The sequence below is a fragment of the Oscillospiraceae bacterium genome, from assembly GCA_015068525.1.
Classification (GTDB): domain Bacteria; phylum Bacillota; class Clostridia; order UMGS1840; family HGM11507; genus SIG450.
In genome coordinates this window covers 1-20,262 of the sequence record SVKJ01000004.1, presented here as the reverse complement: position 1 = coordinate 20,262, position 20,262 = coordinate 1, and the positions used below count along the sequence as shown (strand labels likewise).

18 protein-coding genes and 1 tRNA gene are annotated in these 20,262 nt (G+C 33.0%); 11 read left to right on the top strand and 8 right to left on the bottom strand.

Translation table 11 applies throughout. From position 1 onward, the window contains the following. From rimI to secA, 5 genes are all read right to left on the bottom strand, one after another. Positions 1–438 carry a ribosomal-protein-alanine N-acetyltransferase gene (rimI, locus tag E7419_02085; protein MBE7013978.1) on the bottom strand — a complete coding sequence of 146 codons (438 nt, stop codon included), beginning with the start codon at positions 436–438 and terminating at the stop codon, positions 1–3. Next, on the bottom strand, positions 438–1,871 hold the full coding sequence (locus E7419_02080; GenBank protein MBE7013977.1) for a threonylcarbamoyl-AMP synthase: 1,434 nt from the start codon (positions 1,869–1,871) through the stop codon (positions 438–440). Before E7419_02080 ends, rimI begins: the two co-directional genes overlap by 1 nt. Positions 1,872–1,886: 15 nt before the next feature. Continuing rightward, positions 1,887–2,957, bottom strand: a complete 1,071-nt coding sequence (prfA, locus tag E7419_02075; protein MBE7013976.1) for a peptide chain release factor 1 — start codon at positions 2,955–2,957, stop codon at positions 1,887–1,889. 247 nt (positions 2,958–3,204) lie between these two features. Continuing rightward, positions 3,205–4,324 (bottom strand): peptide chain release factor 2 gene (locus tag E7419_02070; GenBank protein MBE7013975.1). Its coding sequence is split into 2 segments (ribosomal slippage): positions 3,205–4,248 and positions 4,250–4,324, totalling 1,119 coding nucleotides; the frame shifts between segments, so codons are not numbered across the junction. A 13-nt stretch (positions 4,325–4,337) separates the two neighbouring features. Next, entirely contained in the window at positions 4,338–7,082 is a 2,745-nt protein-coding gene (secA, locus tag E7419_02065; GenBank protein MBE7013974.1) for a preprotein translocase subunit SecA, read from the bottom strand. Positions 7,083–7,259: 177 nt separating this feature from the next. Here secA and E7419_02060 point away from each other — a divergent pair, with 177 nt between their 5' ends. Both E7419_02060 and E7419_02055 read left to right on the top strand, forming a co-directional pair. Next, positions 7,260–7,928 (top strand): response regulator transcription factor, encoded by a 669-nt coding sequence (locus E7419_02060; protein ID MBE7013973.1) that lies wholly within the window; start codon positions 7,260–7,262, stop codon positions 7,926–7,928. A 10-nt stretch (positions 7,929–7,938) separates the two neighbouring features. Then, positions 7,939–9,357 (top strand): HAMP domain-containing histidine kinase, encoded by a 1,419-nt coding sequence (locus E7419_02055; GenBank protein MBE7013972.1) that lies wholly within the window; start codon positions 7,939–7,941, stop codon positions 9,355–9,357. Positions 9,358–9,426: 69 nt separating this feature from the next. On the opposite strand, the gene E7419_02050 is transcribed toward E7419_02055, so the two are convergent. The 3 genes from E7419_02050 to E7419_02040 form a co-directional block, all read right to left on the bottom strand. Continuing rightward, positions 9,427–10,608 (bottom strand): iron-containing alcohol dehydrogenase, encoded by a 1,182-nt coding sequence (locus E7419_02050; protein ID MBE7013971.1) that lies wholly within the window; start codon positions 10,606–10,608, stop codon positions 9,427–9,429. A gap of 103 nt (positions 10,609–10,711) precedes the next feature. Continuing rightward, positions 10,712–11,719 carry a 2-hydroxyacid dehydrogenase gene (locus tag E7419_02045; GenBank protein ID MBE7013970.1) on the bottom strand — a complete coding sequence of 336 codons (1,008 nt, stop codon included), beginning with the start codon at positions 11,717–11,719 and terminating at the stop codon, positions 10,712–10,714. 442 nt (positions 11,720–12,161) lie between these two features. After that, positions 12,162–12,238 (bottom strand) — tRNA-Arg (locus tag E7419_02040). Positions 12,239–12,416: 178 nt separating this feature from the next. Between E7419_02040 and proB the strand changes: the two genes are divergently transcribed. The 9 genes from proB to E7419_01995 are packed head-to-tail and all read left to right on the top strand — an operon-like array spanning position 12,417 to position 20,138. Continuing rightward, positions 12,417–13,211 (top strand): glutamate 5-kinase, encoded by a 795-nt coding sequence (gene proB, locus E7419_02035; GenBank protein ID MBE7013969.1) that lies wholly within the window; start codon positions 12,417–12,419, stop codon positions 13,209–13,211. Then, on the top strand, positions 13,208–14,455 hold the full coding sequence (locus tag E7419_02030) for a glutamate-5-semialdehyde dehydrogenase (protein MBE7013968.1): 1,248 nt from the start codon (positions 13,208–13,210) through the stop codon (positions 14,453–14,455). Before proB ends, E7419_02030 begins: the two co-directional genes overlap by 4 nt. Positions 14,456–14,460: 5 nt before the next feature. Next, positions 14,461–15,399: an AEC family transporter gene (locus E7419_02025; GenBank protein MBE7013967.1), complete on the top strand. Its 939-nt coding sequence runs from the start codon at positions 14,461–14,463 to the stop codon at positions 15,397–15,399. 8 nt (positions 15,400–15,407) lie between these two features. Then, complete coding sequence (locus tag E7419_02020) at positions 15,408–16,004, top strand: reverse transcriptase-like protein (protein MBE7013966.1); 597 nt, start codon at positions 15,408–15,410, stop codon at positions 16,002–16,004. Positions 16,005–16,031: 27 nt separating this feature from the next. Continuing rightward, on the top strand, positions 16,032–16,613 hold the full coding sequence (locus E7419_02015) for a GNAT family N-acetyltransferase (protein MBE7013965.1): 582 nt from the start codon (positions 16,032–16,034) through the stop codon (positions 16,611–16,613). A gap of 14 nt (positions 16,614–16,627) precedes the next feature. Then, positions 16,628–17,989 (top strand): MATE family efflux transporter, encoded by a 1,362-nt coding sequence (locus E7419_02010; GenBank protein ID MBE7013964.1) that lies wholly within the window; start codon positions 16,628–16,630, stop codon positions 17,987–17,989. Positions 17,990–18,033: 44 nt separating this feature from the next. After that, the gene (locus E7419_02005) at positions 18,034–18,492 is read left to right on the top strand and encodes a hypothetical protein (protein MBE7013963.1); all 459 of its coding nucleotides are present in this window, start codon (positions 18,034–18,036) and stop codon (positions 18,490–18,492) included. A gap of 12 nt (positions 18,493–18,504) precedes the next feature. Further along, complete coding sequence (locus tag E7419_02000) at positions 18,505–19,386, top strand: rubrerythrin family protein (protein MBE7013962.1); 882 nt, start codon at positions 18,505–18,507, stop codon at positions 19,384–19,386. Next, on the top strand, positions 19,383–20,138 hold the full coding sequence (locus E7419_01995; GenBank protein MBE7013961.1) for a ZIP family metal transporter: 756 nt from the start codon (positions 19,383–19,385) through the stop codon (positions 20,136–20,138). Before E7419_02000 ends, E7419_01995 begins: the two co-directional genes overlap by 4 nt. Positions 20,139–20,262 lie beyond the last annotated feature (124 nt).

Genomic DNA, 20,262 nt, shown 5'->3' with positions numbered 1-20,262 from the left:
TTATCCTTCCAAACTGTATAGAAACGCAGTTTCATTATTTTTGTAATATTTTTTTCTTTCACCTATTTTTTTAAAGTTGTATTTTTCGTATAGTTTTTGTGCTTTTATATTTGATTCTCTTACTTCTAAAGTAAGAAATGAAAGATTTTCTTTATTTTTATATTCAATAATTCTTTTTATTAAGTAATTTGAAAGACCTTGACCCTGAAATTCTCTTTTTATTGCAATGTTTGTAATATGCCCCTCGTCAAGAATATGCCAAAGTCCAACATATCCAACTGCTTTATCGTCTTTTATAAGAACAAAATATTTTGCAAGAGGATTTTTTACTTCTTCATAAAAAGAGTCAATTGACCATGGATGTGAAAATGCAGATATTTCAACTTTATGTACATCTTCAACTAATTCTTCGGTCATAGGAGTAATTTTAATATCCATTATAAAAACCTCTTTTCGACGGCTACTCTAATGTCATCAAACACTGCCTGATATACATAGTCAGGTTGCATATAAGGGTCTTTAATATCGCCATCATCTTTTAAAGTTTTTATTTTATTTTCAAAATGGGGAAATGCGTTAATAAGAATATCTCTGTGGCTTTTTGTCATAGTATATATTTCGTCTGCCTCATTAATATCAGTTTCGGAAACCTGAGAAGATTTAAAATTAGAAAATAAAATATCATTATCCTTTAAAACCTTTTCAGAACTAAATGACATATCTGCCATACAGCAAACATATAATCCTCGAGATTTAACATTAAGTCCTTCAATGTTAAAACTTTTTAAAATAAATTCAGCCATCGGGCTTCGACAAGTATTACCTGTGCATATAAACAAAATATTTTTAACATCAACAATATTGCCTGCACAAGTTTTTTTAAGTCTGTTCATAATGGCTATACCTAAGCCTTCTTCCTTAACAGAAGGAATATATATTTTTTTACAACCCGACTTGTCTGCTTCTCTTAAATAATCAAAGATTTTTTCTGCACATTCTTCTAAAGAGTTTATGCTTCCAAGACAGTATGGGGAAAACGATAACTTTTCCTGTTCCTTAAAGTAAAATACACACTCGTTTTCCTTTATATTATTTAAGATATAGTCTTCTGCTTTTTTAAGATCTCCTCTTACAAGGACAACAGGGCAGGAGGGACTGTAATGTTTGTATTTCATTCCCGGAGATGCAGGAGATGAAACATCCGAAATATCTTTTTTTAAAGATGGATGATATATACAATCGGGAATATATTGTTTAATTTCTTCTAATGTAACCTTGCCGGGTCTTAAAATCATCGGTGGTGTTGTGGTTAGATTTATAACTGTTGATTCCAAACCGATTTTTGAGTTTCCACCGTCTATAATATAAGGGATTTTATCTTTAAAATCATCATATACATACTCTGCTTTGGTTGCACTTACAGTTCCTGAAATATTGGCACTTGGTGCAGCAACAGGACAACCTGCTTGTTTTATTAAATATCTTGTATATATATTGTCAGGCATACGGATACCAACCGTATCAAGCCCTGCAGTAACGGAGTGCGGGATACGGTCGTTTTTCTTAACTATCATAGTAAGAGGGCCCGGCCAAAATTTTTCCGCCAAAGTATAAAAACTTTCAGGAATGTCAGAACCAACATTTTCGGCGTCTGAAATTTCTGCTATATGAACTATTAAAGGATTATCCGAAGGTCTACCTTTAATTTTAAATATTTTCTCTGCCGATTTAGAAAGATACGCGTTTGCACCTAATCCGTAAACAGTTTCAGTAGGTATAGCAATAACTTCGCCGTCTTTTAACGCCGAAGCGGGTGCATCTAAAATATCCAGTTCGTTTTCATTTTTTACTCTTATTATTTTAGTATCCATTTGATTTTCCTTATATTATGCTTCTGAGTGTTTAAGTTTTTCTGCCTGATCTGCAGTAATAAGTGCATCAATAAAATCATCAAGATTTCCGTTTAAAGTGTTTTCAAGTTGATTGATTGTAAGTTTAATTCTATGGTCGGAAACTCTGCCCTGAGGGTAGTTATATGTTCTTATTCTTTCACTACGGTCTCCTGTACCAACCTGACTTTTTCTCTCAGATGCAACTTTTTCGTGTGCTTCAGCCATTTTTAAATCATAAAGTCTTGAAAGCAGAATTTTCATCGCTTTATCTCTGTTTTTGTGTTGACTTCTTTCATCCTGACACATAACAACAATACCAGTAGGCTTATGTGTAAGTCTTATTGCCGATTCAGTTTTGTTAACGTGCTGACCTCCTGCGCCCGATGAACGAAGTGTATCAGTTTCAATATCGTCAGGATTTATATCAACGTCAACTTCTTCTGCTTCAGGTAAAACTGCAACAGTAACAGTAGATGTATGAATTCTTCCGCTTGATTCAGTTTCGGGAACTCTTTGAACCCTGTGAACACCGCTTTCATATTTTAAGCGGGAATATGCTCCTTCACCATAAACCATAAACGAAATTTCCTTGTATCCGCCTATACCTGTAGGGCTTTCAGACAGTACTTCTGTTTTCCATCTTCTCTGGTCAGAATACATTGAGTACATTCTGTAAAGGTCACCTACAAACAGTGCCGCCTCGTCACCGCCTGCACCTGCTCTTATTTCAACTATAACATTTTTATCATCATTAGGGTCTTTTGGAAGCAGTAAAATTTTTAATTCTTCTTCATATACTACAATATTTTCTTTTGCTTCTTCCATTTCCATTTCAACAAGTTCTTTGAAATCTTTTTCTAAAGTCGTTGAAAGAAGTTCTTTTGATTCTTGGATTGTATCTTTTGCTTTTTTATATTGTTTGTATTTTTCAACAATAGGAGTAAGGTCTTTTTGCTCCTTCATAAGTTTTCTCCATCTTTCCTGATCGGCAATAACTGCAGGGTCAGCGATGGTTTCGTTTAATTTGTTATATTTGTCTTCTAAAAAATCAAGTTTATCAAACATAAATTAACCTCTCTTTAAGCAGATGCGTTAGTATCTGAATCCGTTTCTTGTCGGATTTTTTGCTACTGCTTTATTTATTATATTTACTTTGTATGAGTTTTTCCAAATCTTAAAAATTCGATGAGAAATCTCTTAAGACCATAAACCTTTTAAATTTGTGATTTTTCAAGGCGAAAGATTTCGATAATACGAGGTATATCGGAAGCGACAACGAAGAAAAATCCATATTTTAAAGGTTTTGGCGGGTTTAGATATTAACGTTTCTGCTTATAGTCTTCTTGAGATACTCGTTTATAAAACCGTCAAGTTCTCCGTCCATGACTGCGCCTATATTTCCCATTTCAAAACTTGTCCTGTGGTCTTTAACAAGATTGTAAGGATGAAAAACATAAGAACGTATCTGACTGCCCCAACCGATATCCATCTGTTCTCCCTGAATATCCGATAATTTATCTCTTTGTTCCTGCTCTTTTATTTCCAAAAGTTTTGCTTTTAGCATTTTCATAGCAGTTTCACGGTTTTTATGTTGTGAACGTTCGTTCTGGCAGGAAACAACAATTCCGGTAGGGAAGTGGGTAATTCTTATTGCAGAGTCGGTTTTATTTATATGCTGACCTCCTGCTCCTGATGCCCTGAAAGTGTCAACCCTGATTTCATCGGGATTTATATCAACTGTAACATCGTCATCAAGTTCGGGTAAAACATCTAATGACGCAAATGATGTGTGCCTTCTTCCTGATGCATCAAAAGGGGAAATTCGAACTAATCTGTGAACCCCTTTTTCCGCTTTAAGATAGCCGTAAGCATTAAGTCCCGACACAAGCATTGTAACACTTTTAATTCCTGCTTCGTCGCCGTCTAAAAAGTCAATTGTTTCCGTTTTGAAGCCTCGCCTTTCACACCATCTTGAATACATACGGTAAAGCATTTCGACCCAGTCCTGAGCTTCAGTACCGCCTGCACCTGCATGAAGAGAAATGATAGCATTATTCTTATCATAAGGGCCTGAAAGAAGAGTTTCAAGATTCATAGTATTGGTATCTTTTTTTAACTTTTCAAATAAATCTTTGGCATCTTTTAAATAAGATAATTCTTCTTCTTCGTTTCCTAATTCAATTAAAAGTTCAATCTCATCTGCCATTTCGTTTAAGTTTGAAAACGCTTCATCTTTATCTTTAAGATTTTTAATCTTCTGAAGTGTTTTTGAAGAAGTTTCCGAATCGTTCCAAAAATCCGGCCTTGCAGTTTCTTCCTCCAATTTTTGCACCTGACATCTTATATCAGCCAAGTTAAAGTGAATCACCTAACTTTGTTATTTCTTCTTTTAGAGTTTGAAGTTCCTTATTTAGTTCTTCGTATTCTAACATTTAATCAACTCCTTTAATCCTTACTGTCAAATCCGCAACATTTTTTATATTTTTTACCGCTACCGCATGGGCAAGGGTCATTTCTTCCTACCTTTTCTGCTTTTCTTACTGTAACTTTTTTTGGTGCATTTCCGTTATCGAGTGAAGCACTGACAGGAACTATAGTTTGTTCTCTTTTAAGACTTTCGGGAGCAACTGTGTTAAGAAGAAATTTTACAGTATCAAAACTGATTGATGTAACCATTTCTTCAAACATATTATAACCTTCTAACTGATACTCGATAACAGGGTCTTTCTGTCCGTATGCACGAAGCCCGATACCACGTCTTAACTGGTCCATATCATCAATATGATTCATCCACTTTTTATCAACAACGTTAAGAAGAATAATTCTTTCTACTTCTCTTATGTGTTCACCAAACGCATTTTCTTTTTCTTCATATCTTTCTAAGGCAAAATCGGTAAGAATGTTTGTCATACGTTCTTTGGTAAGATAATCATAATCATTACGTGTAAATTTTATTTCTTTTCCTTCAGGTGCAAAGTATTTATTGGAAAATTCTAAAATATGTTCCATATTCCAGTCATCCGGAAATTCGGTAGCACAGTTTACTGATGTAAAATAAGAAACTGCATCGCGAATCATTTTTATAATACTGTCCCTGATATTTTCTCCATTAAGAACTTTCTGCCTTTCTCCATATATAACCTCTCTTTGCTTGTTCATAACATCGTCATATTGGAGAACGTGTTTTCTTATCTGGAAGTTTCTTCCTTCAACTTTTTTCTGTGCATTCTCAATAGCAGAAGTTAAAAGATTATGCTCAATCGGTTCATCATCAGGCATACCGAGTGCATTTACCATGCTCATAATTCTTTCCGAACCGAAAAGCCTCATAATATCGTCTTCAAGTGATATGAAAAATCTTGTTTCTCCAGGGTCACCCTGACGACCTGCACGACCTCTTAGCTGATTGTCAATTCGTCTTGACTCATGCCTTTCAGTACCAATAATGGCAAGACCGCCTGATTTTATAACTTCATCGGCTTCTTTGTCGGTTTGTTCTTTGTATTTTTCAATAAGTTCTTTATATGTTTTTCTTAAATTTAAAATATCTTCGTCATTTGTTTCAAAGAAACTTTCGGAATCTGATATTTCTTCGTGAGTGTAACCAAGTTTTGCCATTTCGGACTTTGCAAGAAATTCAGGGTTTCCTCCTAACTTAATATCAGTACCTCTTCCTGCCATATTTGTAGCAATGGTAACTGCATTGAGTTTACCTGCCTGAGATATTATTTCCGCTTCTTTTTCGTGATATTTAGCATTTAAAACTTCATGTTTAATTCCGTATTTTTTAAGCATTTTGCTTAAAAGTTCACTTTTTTCAATAGAAATAGTACCTACCAAAACAGGCTGTCCTGTTTTATTCTTTTTAATTATTTCGTTAACAACTGCATTAAATTTTGCAGTTTCGTTTTTATATACAAAATCTGATAAATCTTTTCTTGCTATTTCTTTATTTGTAGGAACAACAACAACATCAAGTTTATAGATTTCCTGAAATTCAAGTTCTTCAGTAAGAGCAGTACCTGTCATACCCGAAAGTTTTTTATAAAGTCTGAAATAATTCTGGAAAGTGATTGTAGCAAGAGTTTTTGATTCTCTTTCAACCTTAACTCTTTCTTTTGCTTCAATTGCCTGATGCAATCCGTCAGAATATCTTCTTCCGAACATAAGACGTCCTGTAAACTCGTCAACAATGATAACTTCACCATCTTTAACAACGTAGTTTACATCTTTTTTCATAAGACCATGAGCCTTGATTGCCTGGTTTATATGATGCGAAATCGTCATATTGTCAGGGTCGGATAAGTTTTCAATGTTAAATGCTTTTTCTGCTTTTTCAATACCTTGTCTTGTAAGTGTGGCATTGTTTGCCTTTTCGTCAACAATATAGTCAGCAGTTTCTTCTTCTGCTTCTTCTTGTTTTAAATCAGTTTCAACAATAACTTTGTATTTTAAAGTTCTTACAAATTTGTCTGCTTTTTCATAAATGTCAGTCGATTCATCGCCTGCACCTGAAATAATAAGTGGCGTTCTTGCTTCGTCAATTAAAATACTGTCAACTTCATCGACAATGGCAAAGTTATGACCTCTTTGCACCATCTGGTCTTTAAAGATAACCATATTATCTCTTAAATAGTCAAAGCCGAATTCATTATTTGTTCCGTAAGTGATGTCGGCAAGATAATTTTCTTTTCTCTTTTCAGGTTCAATATCGTGTATAATAAGTCCGACAGTCAGTCCTAAAAACTTATAAACTTTTCCCATCCATTCACTGTCTCTTTTTGCAAGATAATCATTAACTGTTACTATATGAACACCTTTACCGCTTAAAGCATTAAGATAAGCGGGAAGGGTAGCAACCAAAGTTTTTCCTTCGCCTGTTTTCATTTCGGAAATTCTTCCCTGATGGAGAATAATTCCCCCTAAAATCTGAACAGGATAGTGCTTAAGGCCAAGAACTCTCCAAGATGCCTCTCTTACTGTAGCAAAGGCTTCGGGTAAAATATCATCTAAACTTTTTCCTGAAGATATAAGTTCTTTAAAATAAGGAGTTTTTGCTTTTAATTCTTCGTCAGTAAGATGCGAAAACTCTTCTTCTAACTGTAAAGTTTTATTTAATAAAGGTTTTAATTTTTTAATTTCTCTTTCAGAATACGAACCAATCATTTTTTCTATTATATTTTTAAGCATTTTATCATATCCTTTCTCAAAATATCATTATAACATTAATTATAATTTTTTACAATAGCAAAAATATAAATAAAATGTGAATTTTTGTTGTGATAATCTAAAAATAATGGTAAAATTATAATGAAAATTTCACACAAATATCACAAAAGAGAGTTATTATATAAAAAGGTGATTATTATGTATAGTGTTTTAATATGTGATGATGAGCAGAAAATAAGAGAAGTTATAAGAGAATATGCAGAATTTGAAGGGTACAAAGTGTTTGAGGCAAAAGACGGTATTGAAGCGCTTGAAATTATAAAATCAAGTGATATTGATGCAGTAATTTTAGATATAATGATGCCTAAAATTGATGGATATACCGTATGTAAGGAAATTAAAAAGGTAAAAAACATTCCGATTATAATGCTAAGTGCAAGAGCAGAAGAGTATGATAAACTGTATGGATTTGAAGTCGGTGTTGACGATTATGTAGTAAAACCTTTTTCTCCAAAAGAAATAATGGCACGTCTTAAGGTTGTTATCGGCAGGGAAAGGCATAAAGATATTAAGAATGAAATTTTTGAACTTTCAGGTCTTAAGGTTGATTTTCCTGCAAGAAATGTTTTTGTTGACAATGTAAAAAAAGAACTTACACCTAAAGAATACGACCTTTTGTTTTTTCTTATAAAAAACAAAAATATTGCCTTGTCGAGAGAAAAACTTCTTACTGAAGTATGGGGATATGATTATTTCGGAGATGACAGGACGGTTGATACTCATATAAAAATGCTGAGAAATTCTTTGGGAGTTTACAGAGATTTTATTGTAACCCTAAGAGGAGTAGGGTATAAATTTGAAGTTTGAGGTGGACAAATTGAAAAAAAGAGGACTGCAATTTAATCTGTGGGTTTATTTTACATCTTTTTCGTTAATTATTCTGATGATTCTGTGGCTTCTTCAGGTAATTCTTTTTAATACATATTATGAAACTATGAAAATTAACGAAGCAGAAAATCTGGGAAATGAAATAGCACAAAATTTTACATCAGGCAATGTGCCTGATATTCTTCCTCACGGAGAGTTCAGGCATGGAATGATTATAAGAAGTGTTTCATTGGATGGTGAACTTAAATATAATGATTTGGGAAGAAATGAACTAAGACCCAGAGAAAGAATTGAAAGAGAGAAAATATTAAAATATATTGAAAAACTTAATAATTCAAGTAAAAAGCATATAGTGGAAATATCTGCTAATAATTTTATAGGGATAGATAAAAACGTTGTGTATATGTCAAAAGTATATGATTCTAATGGGAAATTACATTCTTATCTTTATATTCAGACACCTCTTACACCTACTGATGCAACTGTGAATGTACTTAAAAGTCAACTGTTGATGGTATCAGTGCTTATTATTTTTATAAGTTTTTTATTGTCTTTTTTCTTGGCAAAAAAACTTTCGAAGCCTGTAATAGAAATAAAAAATTCATCTTTGGAACTTGCAAAAGGGAATTATAATGTTCATTTTAATGACGGTGGATATAAAGAAATAAGTGAACTCTCAAATGTTCTTAATAATACGGCTTATGAACTTAAAAAGAACGAAATGTTAAGACGTGACCTTATTGCCAATGTTTCCCATGATTTAAAAACTCCCCTTACAATTATTAAATCTTATGCGGAAATGATAATTGATATTTCGGGGGATAACAAGGGAAAAAGAGAGGAGCATCTTGGGGTTATTATAAAAGAGTCGGACAGGCTTACTGAACTTGTTAATGATATTTTGGATTTATCAAAAATAGAAGCGAAAATTGAAAAATTTGAAATGAAAGAGTTTGATATAGCCGATACTTTAAGAAGAGTTTATGAAAAATTCCAAGTGTTTTCCGAATGTAAAAAAATAAATTTTAATCTTATCTGTCCTGATAGTCTTATGGCAATTGGGAATGAAGTAAGAATAAATCAAGTTATGTATAACTTGATAGGAAATGCAGTGAATTATACCGGTCCTGACAATTTTGTAGAGGTAAAACTCTTTGAAAAGGAAGAAACTGTTCGTTTTGAAGTTCGTGATACAGGAGAAGGAATAAGCGAAGAAGACAAAGAAAGAGTATGGGACATGTATTATAAAACATCTAAAAATAATACAAGAGAACAAACAGGAAGCGGGATTGGCCTTGCTATTGTAAAAAATGTTTTAATAAATCATAATGCTTTTTATGGAGTAGAAAGCGAACTTGGTAAGGGTTCAACATTTTACTTTGAACTAAAAAAGGCTGTGAAGAAATAAATTTCTCTACAATAATATATGAAAAAAAGAGGGCGAAATGGCTGCATAGCAGCATTTCGCCTTTGGTAATTAAAAATCAACTTCTGTTCCGTAGAATGTACATTTATATAGTTTTTCCATTTGTTCAGGAGTAATTGAACGTGGATTTGAACCTGTGCAAGCATCGCCAACTGCATTTTTAGCAATTTCTGAAACTTTTGATAAGAATTCGTCTTCATTAACTCCAAATTCTTTGATTGTTTTAGGAATACCAAGAAGTCTGTTGAATTCTTCAATCTTTTCAATCAAAGCATTCACACATGCCTTGTCCGAACCTTGACATAAGCCTATTCTTCTTGAAATGTCTGCATATCTTGCAAAAGCTACTTTATCGTGAGCATTGTATTTTATAACATAAGGCAGATAAATTGCATTTGCACATCCGTGAGGAATATGACCTGTAGAGAATGCAGCACCTGTTTTGTGAGCCATTGAATGAACAATACCTAAAAGTGCATTTGTAAATGACTGACCAGCTAAGCACTGTGCATAATGCATTTGTTCTCTTGCTTCCATATCGCCTTTGTAAGACATTGGAAGATAATCAAATACCATTTCAATTGCTTTAATTGCAAGAGGATCGGTAAATGGAGAATTTAAGGTTGAAACATATGCTTCAATAGCATGAGTTAACGCGTCCATACCTGTATATGCAACCTGAACAGGTGGTAAAGTTTCAACTAATGCAGGGTCAACTATAGCAACGTCAGGTGTTATTTCATAGTCTGCAAGAGGATATTTAATTCCTTTTTGATAATCAGTAATAACTGAGAATGCAGTAACTTCTGTTGCTGTACCTGATGTAGAAGGAATTGCACAGAATTTTGCTTTTGTACGAAGTTTAGGGAATGAAAATGGTGTGCAAAGTGTTTCGAAAGATGTATCGGGATATTCATAGAATGCCCACATTGCCTTTGCAGCGTCAATAGGAGAGCCACCACCGATAGCAACAATCCAGTCAGGCTCAAAGTCAGTCATTGCTTTAGCACCTTTCATAACTGTTTCAACGGATGGATCGGGTTCTACACCTTCAAATAAACTAACTTCCATATTAGCTTCTTTAAGATAGTCTTCAACTAACTTTAAGAAACCACCTTTTCTCATAGAACTTCCGCCGGTAACAATAATCGCTTTTTTACCTACTAAGTTCTTTAATTCAGAAAGAGAATCTTTTCCGTAGAATAAATCTCTTGGTAAAGTAAATCTTGCCATAATATATACCTCCTAAAATAAAATTCTTTAGTGTAGTGTTATAATTATACTACATCAACTATTTTAACATTTATCTTAGTTTAAGTCAAGAAAGATATATTGGCTAAATTAATCCTTTTTTGTAAGAAATCTCGTTTGCACAGGAGCCGGTTTTTGAAAAAGCAGTTATATTCTCTAAAGTAGTTTTTGCAATATTTTGGAGTGCTTCTTCAGTTAAAAATGCCTGATGTGACGTCAGTATAACATTCGGCATTGATATAAGTCTTGCTAAAATATCGTCATCCATAATATGCCCTGAATTATCTTCGAAAAAAACATCTGATTCTTCTTCATATACATCTAAACACGCTCCGCCGATTTTTCTTGATTTAATTCCATTAAGCAGTGCTTCGGTATCGACAAGTGCTCCTCTTGATGTATTAATAATTATAACTCCTTTTTTAATTTTCTTAAGAGATTTTTCATTTATTATATATTGTGTTTCGTCGGTAAGAGGGCAGTGCAGAGAAATAATATCACTTGATTTAAGCAAAGTGTTCATGTCAACGTAACGTATAGTATCGCCATTTTCAAGGTCTTTTTTGGGATACTTATCAAATGCCAGAACTTTCATTCCAAATCCGCGGCAAATATTAATAAAAACTTCGCCGATTTTTCCTGTTCCTATAACTCCTACGGTTTTATTATATAAATCGAAACCTGTAAGTCCGTTCAAACTGAAATTAAAATCTCTTGAACGGATGTACCCTTTATGAGTTCTTCGTACTAAAGTTAATAACAAAGCAATTGCGTGTTCTGCAACTGCATAAGGAGAATAAGCAGGAACTCTCATAATATGAAGTTTATCTTTTGCATATTTCATATCAATATTATTAAAACCCGAACATCGTAGATAAACCTGTTTAACTCCCATATTGTAAAGTGCATCAATCACATTGGCATTTACTGTATCGTTTACGAAGATGCAAACACCGTCAAATCCCTTTGCTAACTCTGTAGTATCTTCGTTTAATTTTGTTTCAAAATATTTAAAAGAAACACCGTATTTTTCTTTATATTTGTCAAATGATTCTTTATCGTATGGTTTTGTATCATAAAATGCTATTTTCATTTATTTTAACCTCCTTTGTATATTATTCATAAAATTTAAGGAAAATATGTCAGGAGAAATGAAAAAGCAACTCAAGGAAATTCAATTATTAATTATTCATCAGCGAAGCAACTTACGTTTTCATTATTCATTAAAAAATCCTGTCAAATTTAATGAATAATGAATAATGAATATTGAATAATGAAAAATGAATAGTACAAAACAAAAAGAAAACCACTCAAAAGAGTGGCTTTCTTTTTGGCGCGCCCGGAGGGGAAAAGCTGCTTCGCATCTTACCTTGCAAGAACGACCGTAAACAAGTTTACAGTACCCGTCTTGCACCATCATCGCTAAAAACAGTTCTCCGGACTGTTTTCTTAACGCTCGATGCCCTCTCAGGCTTCGAATCCCTCACGTGAGCACAAAACAAAAAGAAAACCACTCAAAAGAGTGGCTTTCTTTTTGGCGCGCCCGGAGGGATTCGAACCCCCGGCGCCTCGGTTCGTAGCCGAGTCCTCTATCCAGCTGAGGTACGGGCGCAAGTATTACTATGTTAATTACAACTACTAAATTATATCACATTTGTTTTTTATAATCAATCATTATTTTTAAATTTTATAAAAAAACTTGTTAAAAACTTATTAAACCCTTGAAAATATTGATTTTTTGATGTAAAATACTATAATATAGAAAGTATTTTGTGAATTGAGGGATATATATGAGTTTAAGAGATATAAATTCTGAAATAGTAGTAATTAAAGTAGGAACAAGTACTCTTACATACGATACCGGTAAATTAAATCTTAACAGGCTTGATAAATTATCAAGGATATTATCTGATTTAAAGAATTCGGGTAAAAAAGTTGTTTTAGTATCTTCAGGGGCTATTGGTGTTGGTATGTCTAAACTGGGTATGACCAAACGTCCGGAGTCTGTTAAAGAAAAGCAAGCTATTGCCGCAGTTGGTCAATGTGAACTTATGAGTATCTATGACAGGCTTTTTGCTGAATATGGTTCTGTTGTTGCTCAAATTCTTTTAACAAAAGATGTTTTGACAAACAAGGAAAGAAATGAGAATATTATTAACACTTTTAATGTTTTACTTGATAAGGGGATAATCCCTATTGTTAACGAAAACGATTCTATATCAATAGACGAAATTAAGTTTGGCGATAATGATACTTTGTCTGCTATTGTATCTAAACTTATAAACGCTAACACTTTGATTATTTTATCTGATATTGATGGTTTATATGATAAAAACCCAAGAGAATATCCTGATGCTAAAATTATAAAAACAGTTGATGTTATAGATGAAAATATAGAAAATATGGCTTCAGGTGCCGGAAGCAAAAGAGGTACAGGTGGTATGATTACAAAAATATCTGCCGCTAAAATGGCAACGAAAAACGGTTGCGATGTTATAATAGCAAACGGAAGTGATCCTCATATTATATATGAAATACTAGATGGTGTTGAAATAGGAACGATATTTAAAGGAGATTTAAAATGACAGAAGAACTTTTAATAAAAGGTAAAGCCGCTAAAGAGGCATCAGTTTTTTTGAAGAATATAAGTAAAAGTAAAAAAGATGAAATAATAAAAAATATAATGTCTGCACTTTTAAGATGTAAGGATTACATTCTTAACGAAAATAAAAAAGACGTTGAAAATGCCCGCATAAATGGTATGAAGGATACAATGATTGACAGACTTACCCTGACAAGCGAGCGAATAGACGATATGATTGAGGGTGCAAATAATCTTTTGGGCTTAAAAGATCCTGTCGGTGAAGTAATATCTATGTGGGAAAGGCCTAACGGTCTTAAAATCGGGAAAAAGAGAGTTCCTATGGGAGTTGTAGGTATAATTTATGAAGCACGTCCCAATGTTACTGTTGATGCGGCACTGTTATGCCTTAAAACTTCGAATGCAACAATTTTAAAAGGTGGAAAAGAAGCAATAAATTCAAATATTGCTCTTGTTAATGTAATAAAGGAAGCACTTAAAGAAAGTGATGTTCCTGAAAACGCGGTTAATATTATTGAAAATACAAACAGGGAAGTTACAGCCGAATTTATGAAACTAAATGAATATCTTGATGTTTTAATTCCAAGAGGTGGCGCAGGACTTATTAAAACGGTTGTGGAAAATGCTACTGTTCCTGTTATTGAAACGGGTACAGGCAATTGCCATACTTATGTTGACTCTGATTGTGATTTTAAAATGGCAGAAGATATTATTATAAACGCTAAAACACAAAGGCCATCTGTTTGTAACGCATGTGAAGGTATTGTACTTCACAAGGATATAGCAGAAGAGTTTTTACCTCGTATATCGGCAAAATTAAAAGAAAATGGTGTAGAGGTAAGAGGTTGTGAAAAATCTTGTAAAATTTGTCCTGAACTAAAAAAAGCGTCAATAGAAGATTTTTATACTGAATATAATGACCTTATAATTTCAGTTATAATTGTTGAAAGTATAGAAGATGCAATAAAACATATTAATGAACACTCAACAGGACATTCTGAATGTATTGTAACAAACAATTACTTTAATTCAGAAAAGTTCTTAAATGAGATTGATTCTGCCTGTGTGTATGTTAATGCATCAACAAGATTTACTGACGGATTTGAATTCGGGTTCGGAGCAGAAATAGGAATAAGTACTCAGAAACTTCATGCACGCGGTCCTATGGGGCTTACGGAACTTACAAGTGTAAAATATATTGTTTACGGTAATGGACAGGTAAGGTAAGAATTATGGAAAATTTTCTTTTTGCGCTAAACGGTGTACTGCCGATTTTTCTTGTAATGGCATTAGGATGTTTTTTAAAGTATAAAAATATACTTAAAGATGAATTTTTAAATGGTGCTTCAAAATTTGTATTTCTTATTGCAACTCCTGCACTTTTATTTACTGATACTGCTTCGGTAAGTTTTAAAGATACATTTGATTTTAAATTTATAGTTACTGCACTTGGTTTGATTTTTGCTTTTATAGTTATTTTGTGGATAACTGTTCCGATTTTTGTTAAAGACAGGGTAAGAGCAGGTGCAATTATTCATACATCTTTCCGTTCAAATTTTGCAATTCTTGGAATACCTCTTGCAAAGAATGTTCTTGATTCGGTTGGAGTTGCAAAAGCAGAACTTGTTCTGGCGTTTGGTGTGCCGCTTTTCAATGTTTGTGCAGTTGTTTGCTTGGCGTACTGGTCGCAAAGCAAAGGCGATTATAAAAAGATTTTAAAAAATATTGTAACAAACCCACTTATTATTGGTGCATTATCAGGGCTTTTATTTTCAGTTTTTTCTATTCCAATACCTGTTGCAATAAGCAAAACTATTAGTTATATTGGCAATACTGCATTGGGGCTTGGTCTTATTGTACTGGGCGCATCTTTTGATTTTAATAAGTTTTTAAAAGACTTAAAAACGACTGTTATAGCATCTTTAGTTAAAATTGTTGTTGCTCCATTATTCGGACTGACTGTTGCATTCCTTTTAGGATACAGGGGAGCAGAACTTTTGATTATACTTATATTTATGGGCTCATCCACTGCTATAAACAGTTACATTATGGCAAAGGAAATGGGATCAGACAGTGAACTTACATCAGGGATAGTTGTTTGCACAACTGGACTAAGTATGTTTACTTTGTTTTTAGGTTTATTTATATTAAAAACATTCGGATTGTGTTGAGGTTTTCTATGAAAAAAGTTTATGCAGTAAAGAAAGGCAAAAAAACAGGTATATTTTATAACTGGGATGAAGTAAAAGAACTTATCTCGGGCTTTTCGGGTGCCGAATATAAAGGCTTTAAGAATGAAAAGGATGCGAATGATTACCTGTATGGTGAAGATTCCGAGCAACTTTCGTTTGAAGATGACAATACTTTAACTGCGTATGTTGATGGAAGTTTTGATACTGAAACTATGAACTATTCATTCGGTGCTGTTATAATATTTAATAATGAGGTTATAGATACTTTAAACGGCGTGGGGCAAAATGAAGAAGCGGCTTTAATGCGAAATGTAGCAGGCGAACTTTCAGGTGCTATGACTGTTATGAAATATGCCTGTGAAAAAGGGTATAAAAAAATAAAGATTTATCACGACTATGAAGGAATAGGAAAATGGGCAAGAGGAGAATGGAAAACAAATCAAACCTCAACTAAACAGTATAAAGAATACTGTGATAAAATGGCAAAAAAAATAGAACTTGAATTTATAAAAGTTCCTGCCCATTCGGGCGTTAAATATAATGAGATGGCTGATAAACTCGCTAAAGAGGCACTGGGTAAGTAGGTGCTTTATACTTTAATACTATAAAAGATGCTAAGCATAAATACTTTGAGGTGTAATATGGAATTTTTGGATGCTAAGAATTACAAAAATGAAATAAAAAAACTATACAGAACTGCTTTTCCAAAAAATGAAAGAGCACCATTGTTTTTACTTTTTAAAAGGACAAATAATGGCAGGGACTCCTTTTATGCAGTTTCAGATAACAAGGAATTTGTGGGACTTATTTATACTATAAGTACAAGAAAATTAACTTATGTGTTTTTCCTTGCAGTTAAAGAGGAAATGAGAGGTAAAGGTTACGGAAGTAAAATTCTTGATAAAATAAAAAAAGATTCTGTTAACAAAACTGTTATACTTATGATAGAAGATACCGAAAAAGAAGATTGTGATAACATAAAAGAGCGTTTGGAAAGGCTTAAGTTTTATGAAAAAAACGGTTTTAAAAAACTTATGATAAAGATAAACGAAGCAGGCGTAGATTATGAACTTTTGGGAACCCAATTAAACGTGACACAAGCAGATTTTCTTAATCTGATGAAAGATTATGTTGGTTCTTTATTGTTTAAGTATTTATATAGAAAAACCATATTGTCACAACAGGATAAATAAGAAAAGAGATAAAAATGAGCGTTTCTAAAGATTTTACACAAGGAAAAATCCCTAAGCAACTATTGTTATTTACTCTGCCTTTTATGGCATCAAATGCACTTCAGGTGTTATACAGCACCATTGATATGATGATTGTAGGTAAATTCGTAGGTACTGCAGGACTTTCTGCGGTTGCCCAAAGCAGTCAGATTGTAAATTTTGCCACAATGGTATGTCTTGGTGTATCAAATGCAGGTCAAGTGCTTGTTTCTCAGGCAATTGGTTCGGGAAAAAAAGAAAAATTAAATAATATAATCGGCACACTTTTTTTAATACTTATGATTATGGCAATTGCTTTTTCAACAGTAATTTTAAGTTTTAAAACAAAAATACTAAATTTAATGAATGTGCCTTCCCAATCATATAAAATGGCGATGCAGTATCTTATAATCTGCGTAAGTGGGCTTGTTTTTACTGCAGGATATAATATGGTTTCCTCTGTGTTAAGAGGTATGGGAGATTCAAAAAGGCCTCTTCTTTTTATAGTAATCGCATCAGTTGTAAATCTTATTCTTGATATTTTATTTACAGGTGTGCTTGGATGGGGAGTGGCAGGAGCAGCATGGGCTACTATTATTGGTCAGGCAGTTTCTTTTGTTTTTTCTGTCTATTATCTTTATAAGCATAAACAGGAATTTGGATTTGATTTTAAAAAGGAAAGTTTTGTTATTGAAAGAACTTATGCTAAAATTATTATAAGTCTTGGTACACCGATGGCAATTCAGTCAGGTTTTATAAATCTCTCTATGCTTTTTGTTAATTCTATGATTAACAAAGTCGGCGTTGTTGCATCTGCTACATTCGGTGTAGGATGCAGAATTGATGATATTGTAAATAAGATATCTCAGGGAATTCAATATGCCGCAATGCCTATGATAAGTCAGAATATTGGTGCAAAAAACCATAAAAGAGCAAAGAAGGTTGTGTATTATGCATGGCTTTACTCAGGCATACTTACAATATTCTTTATGATTTTATATATTTGTTTTGGCAAACAGTTGTTTATGGTTTTTTCAGATGATTCTTACGTTTATGAAATGTCAAAAATATTTATTAGCGGTATTCTGTGGATGTTCCCGGCTTTTGCAGTTATGAGAGGCAGTGGTGCATTTATTCAGGGGATTGGGAATGCAAAACTTTCAATGGTATTGGCACTTCTTGATGGTGTGGTATTAAGAATAGGTTTAAGTTGGCTTTTTGGTACATACTTTAATATGGGATTTTACGGATATGTGTTAGGATATGCACTCGCACCTTATGGTTATGCAATACCAAGTATGGTTTATTTTATCTTTGGCAAGTGGGAAAAAAGGAAAACACTTGCTGATGAAATGTAGAATATATCAAATATGGATGTACGTTTTAAAAGGGGTAAAAAGGTATGAAAAAATGTAAAAAATGCGAATATGAAAATATGAGCAGTGCCACAGTGTGTGAAAATTGTTATAGTCCTTTGGAAGATGAAATAAGTTCAGAAACAAGTGAAGCATTTTTTAAAAAACTTGACAGAAAAGAAAAAATAATAAATATTATAAATTATTCTTTATTAGTTTTATATTTTATAATAGTCGTTCCGTTATATGTTATTTCAGTAAAAGAAATCGGCCATTTGGGTGTAGGACTTTTTCTTTTCATTTTTCTTCTTTTTATGCCGATTGCATTTTACCTTTCTTTGTTTCATCCTGATATTTTATTTGAAATGTCATATACACATATGATTTCAAATATTTCTGATGCACAGCCTTCAGATTGGTTTTATACAACTACGAAATGGTCAGGTTACTTGTTTTTAGGTCTTGGGGTATTTGTGATATTAAAATTATATTTTGGATTAATATAAGGGGAAATAATTATGGTACAAGAAATTTCAAAAAATGCAATTTCAATTATTAAAAAAATGCAGCAAAATGAAATAACTGAAAGTGCAATATATGAAAAAATCTCAAAATTTGCAAAGGGGAAAGAAAATCAGGAAACCCTTCTTCGCTTGTCAAACGAAGAAAAAAATCATTATTTAATATGGGAAAAATATACTGGTGCTAAATTAAAACCTGATAAGAAAAAAGTTTTTTTGTATACTTTTCTTGCAAGGATTTTTGGATTTACCTTTTCTGTTAAACTTATGGAAAATGGAGAAGGGAATGCACAAAAAGAATACGAAATTATTGAAAAGGAAGTTCCTGAAAGTACAATGATTCGCAAACAGGAGGAAGAACACGAAGAGGCACTTTTAAAAATCTTAGATGAAGAAAGTCTTAACTATGTTGGCAGTATGGTGCTGGGAATGAATGATGCACTGGTAGAATTAACAGGCTCTCTTGCAGGCTTTACCTTTGCTATGCAGAATACACGTCTTATTGCGTTGTCAGGGCTTATTATTGGTATTTCAGCAACTTTTTCAATGGCGTCGAGTGAATTTTTATCTGCAAAAAGTGAGGGGAGAGGCGATGCACTTAAATCCTGCACATATACCGGGATAGCATATTTGATAACGGTTGTGCTTCTTATTTTACCTTACTTGGTTTTAGACAATTCTAAATTTATGTTAGCACTTTTTTGTATGCTTTTAACCGTTATTTTAATTATTGCAGGTTTTACATACTTTATATCTGTGGTAAAAGACGAAAAATTTAAACCAAAATTCTTAGAAATGACGATAATCAGTGTATCTGTTGCAGTTTTATCTTTCTTTGTAGGTATTTTGGCAAAACATTTTTTAGGAGTTGAAATATGATTATTGTGTTACTTACTGCACTGGGGGTTGGGGGAGCAACTTTAATCGGTGCAATAATAGGTTTTAGTTTTAAAAATATTTCCCATAAATTCAGTGATATAATATTATCTTTTGCGGCAGGCGTAATGCTTTGTGCCGCTGTTATGGGACTTATAATACCATCGTTGGAACATGGTGGCGGAAAATCTGCAGTGGCAGTAACTGTTGTTGGCATATTCTCTGGAGCATTAGTTCTTAATCTTATAGATAAATTGGTTCCTCATTTGCATAGGATGTCAGGCGCAGATATAGAAAACCATTCTAACAATAATAAGATAAATAAAGTAATGCTTTTTGTTCTTGCTATTGCTATTCATAATCTGCCCGAAGGTATTGCTGCAGGTGTTGGTTTTGGAACAGGGAATATGGCAGAAGCCTTAACTATTGCAGGAGGTATTGCACTTCAGAATGTGCCTGAAGGTATGGTTATAATAGGCCCAATGCTTGCATCGGGTATTAGTAAAAAACGTACATTGATTATTGCAGCTCTTACAGGGGTTGTAGAAGTTATAGGAACATTTATTGGCTTTTTTGCAGTAAGCATTTCAAATGCAATTTTGCCTTTTGCCTTAGCGTTTGCAGGCGGAACAATGCTTTATGTTATCAGTGATGAAATGATTCCTGAAACTCATCATGACGGGGAGCGTGGCGCGACTTATGCTTTGCTTATCGGATTTTCACTAATGTTACTTATGGATTTTTATTTAGGTTGATTTATAATTAATAATAAGTTTTAAGACTAACTATTAAAAGTCAAGAGAAAAAAACGAAAATTCTCAAAATAATTTTTAGTAAGTCAAAATAATCAGCTGTACATTGAAAATTGCATGACAAACA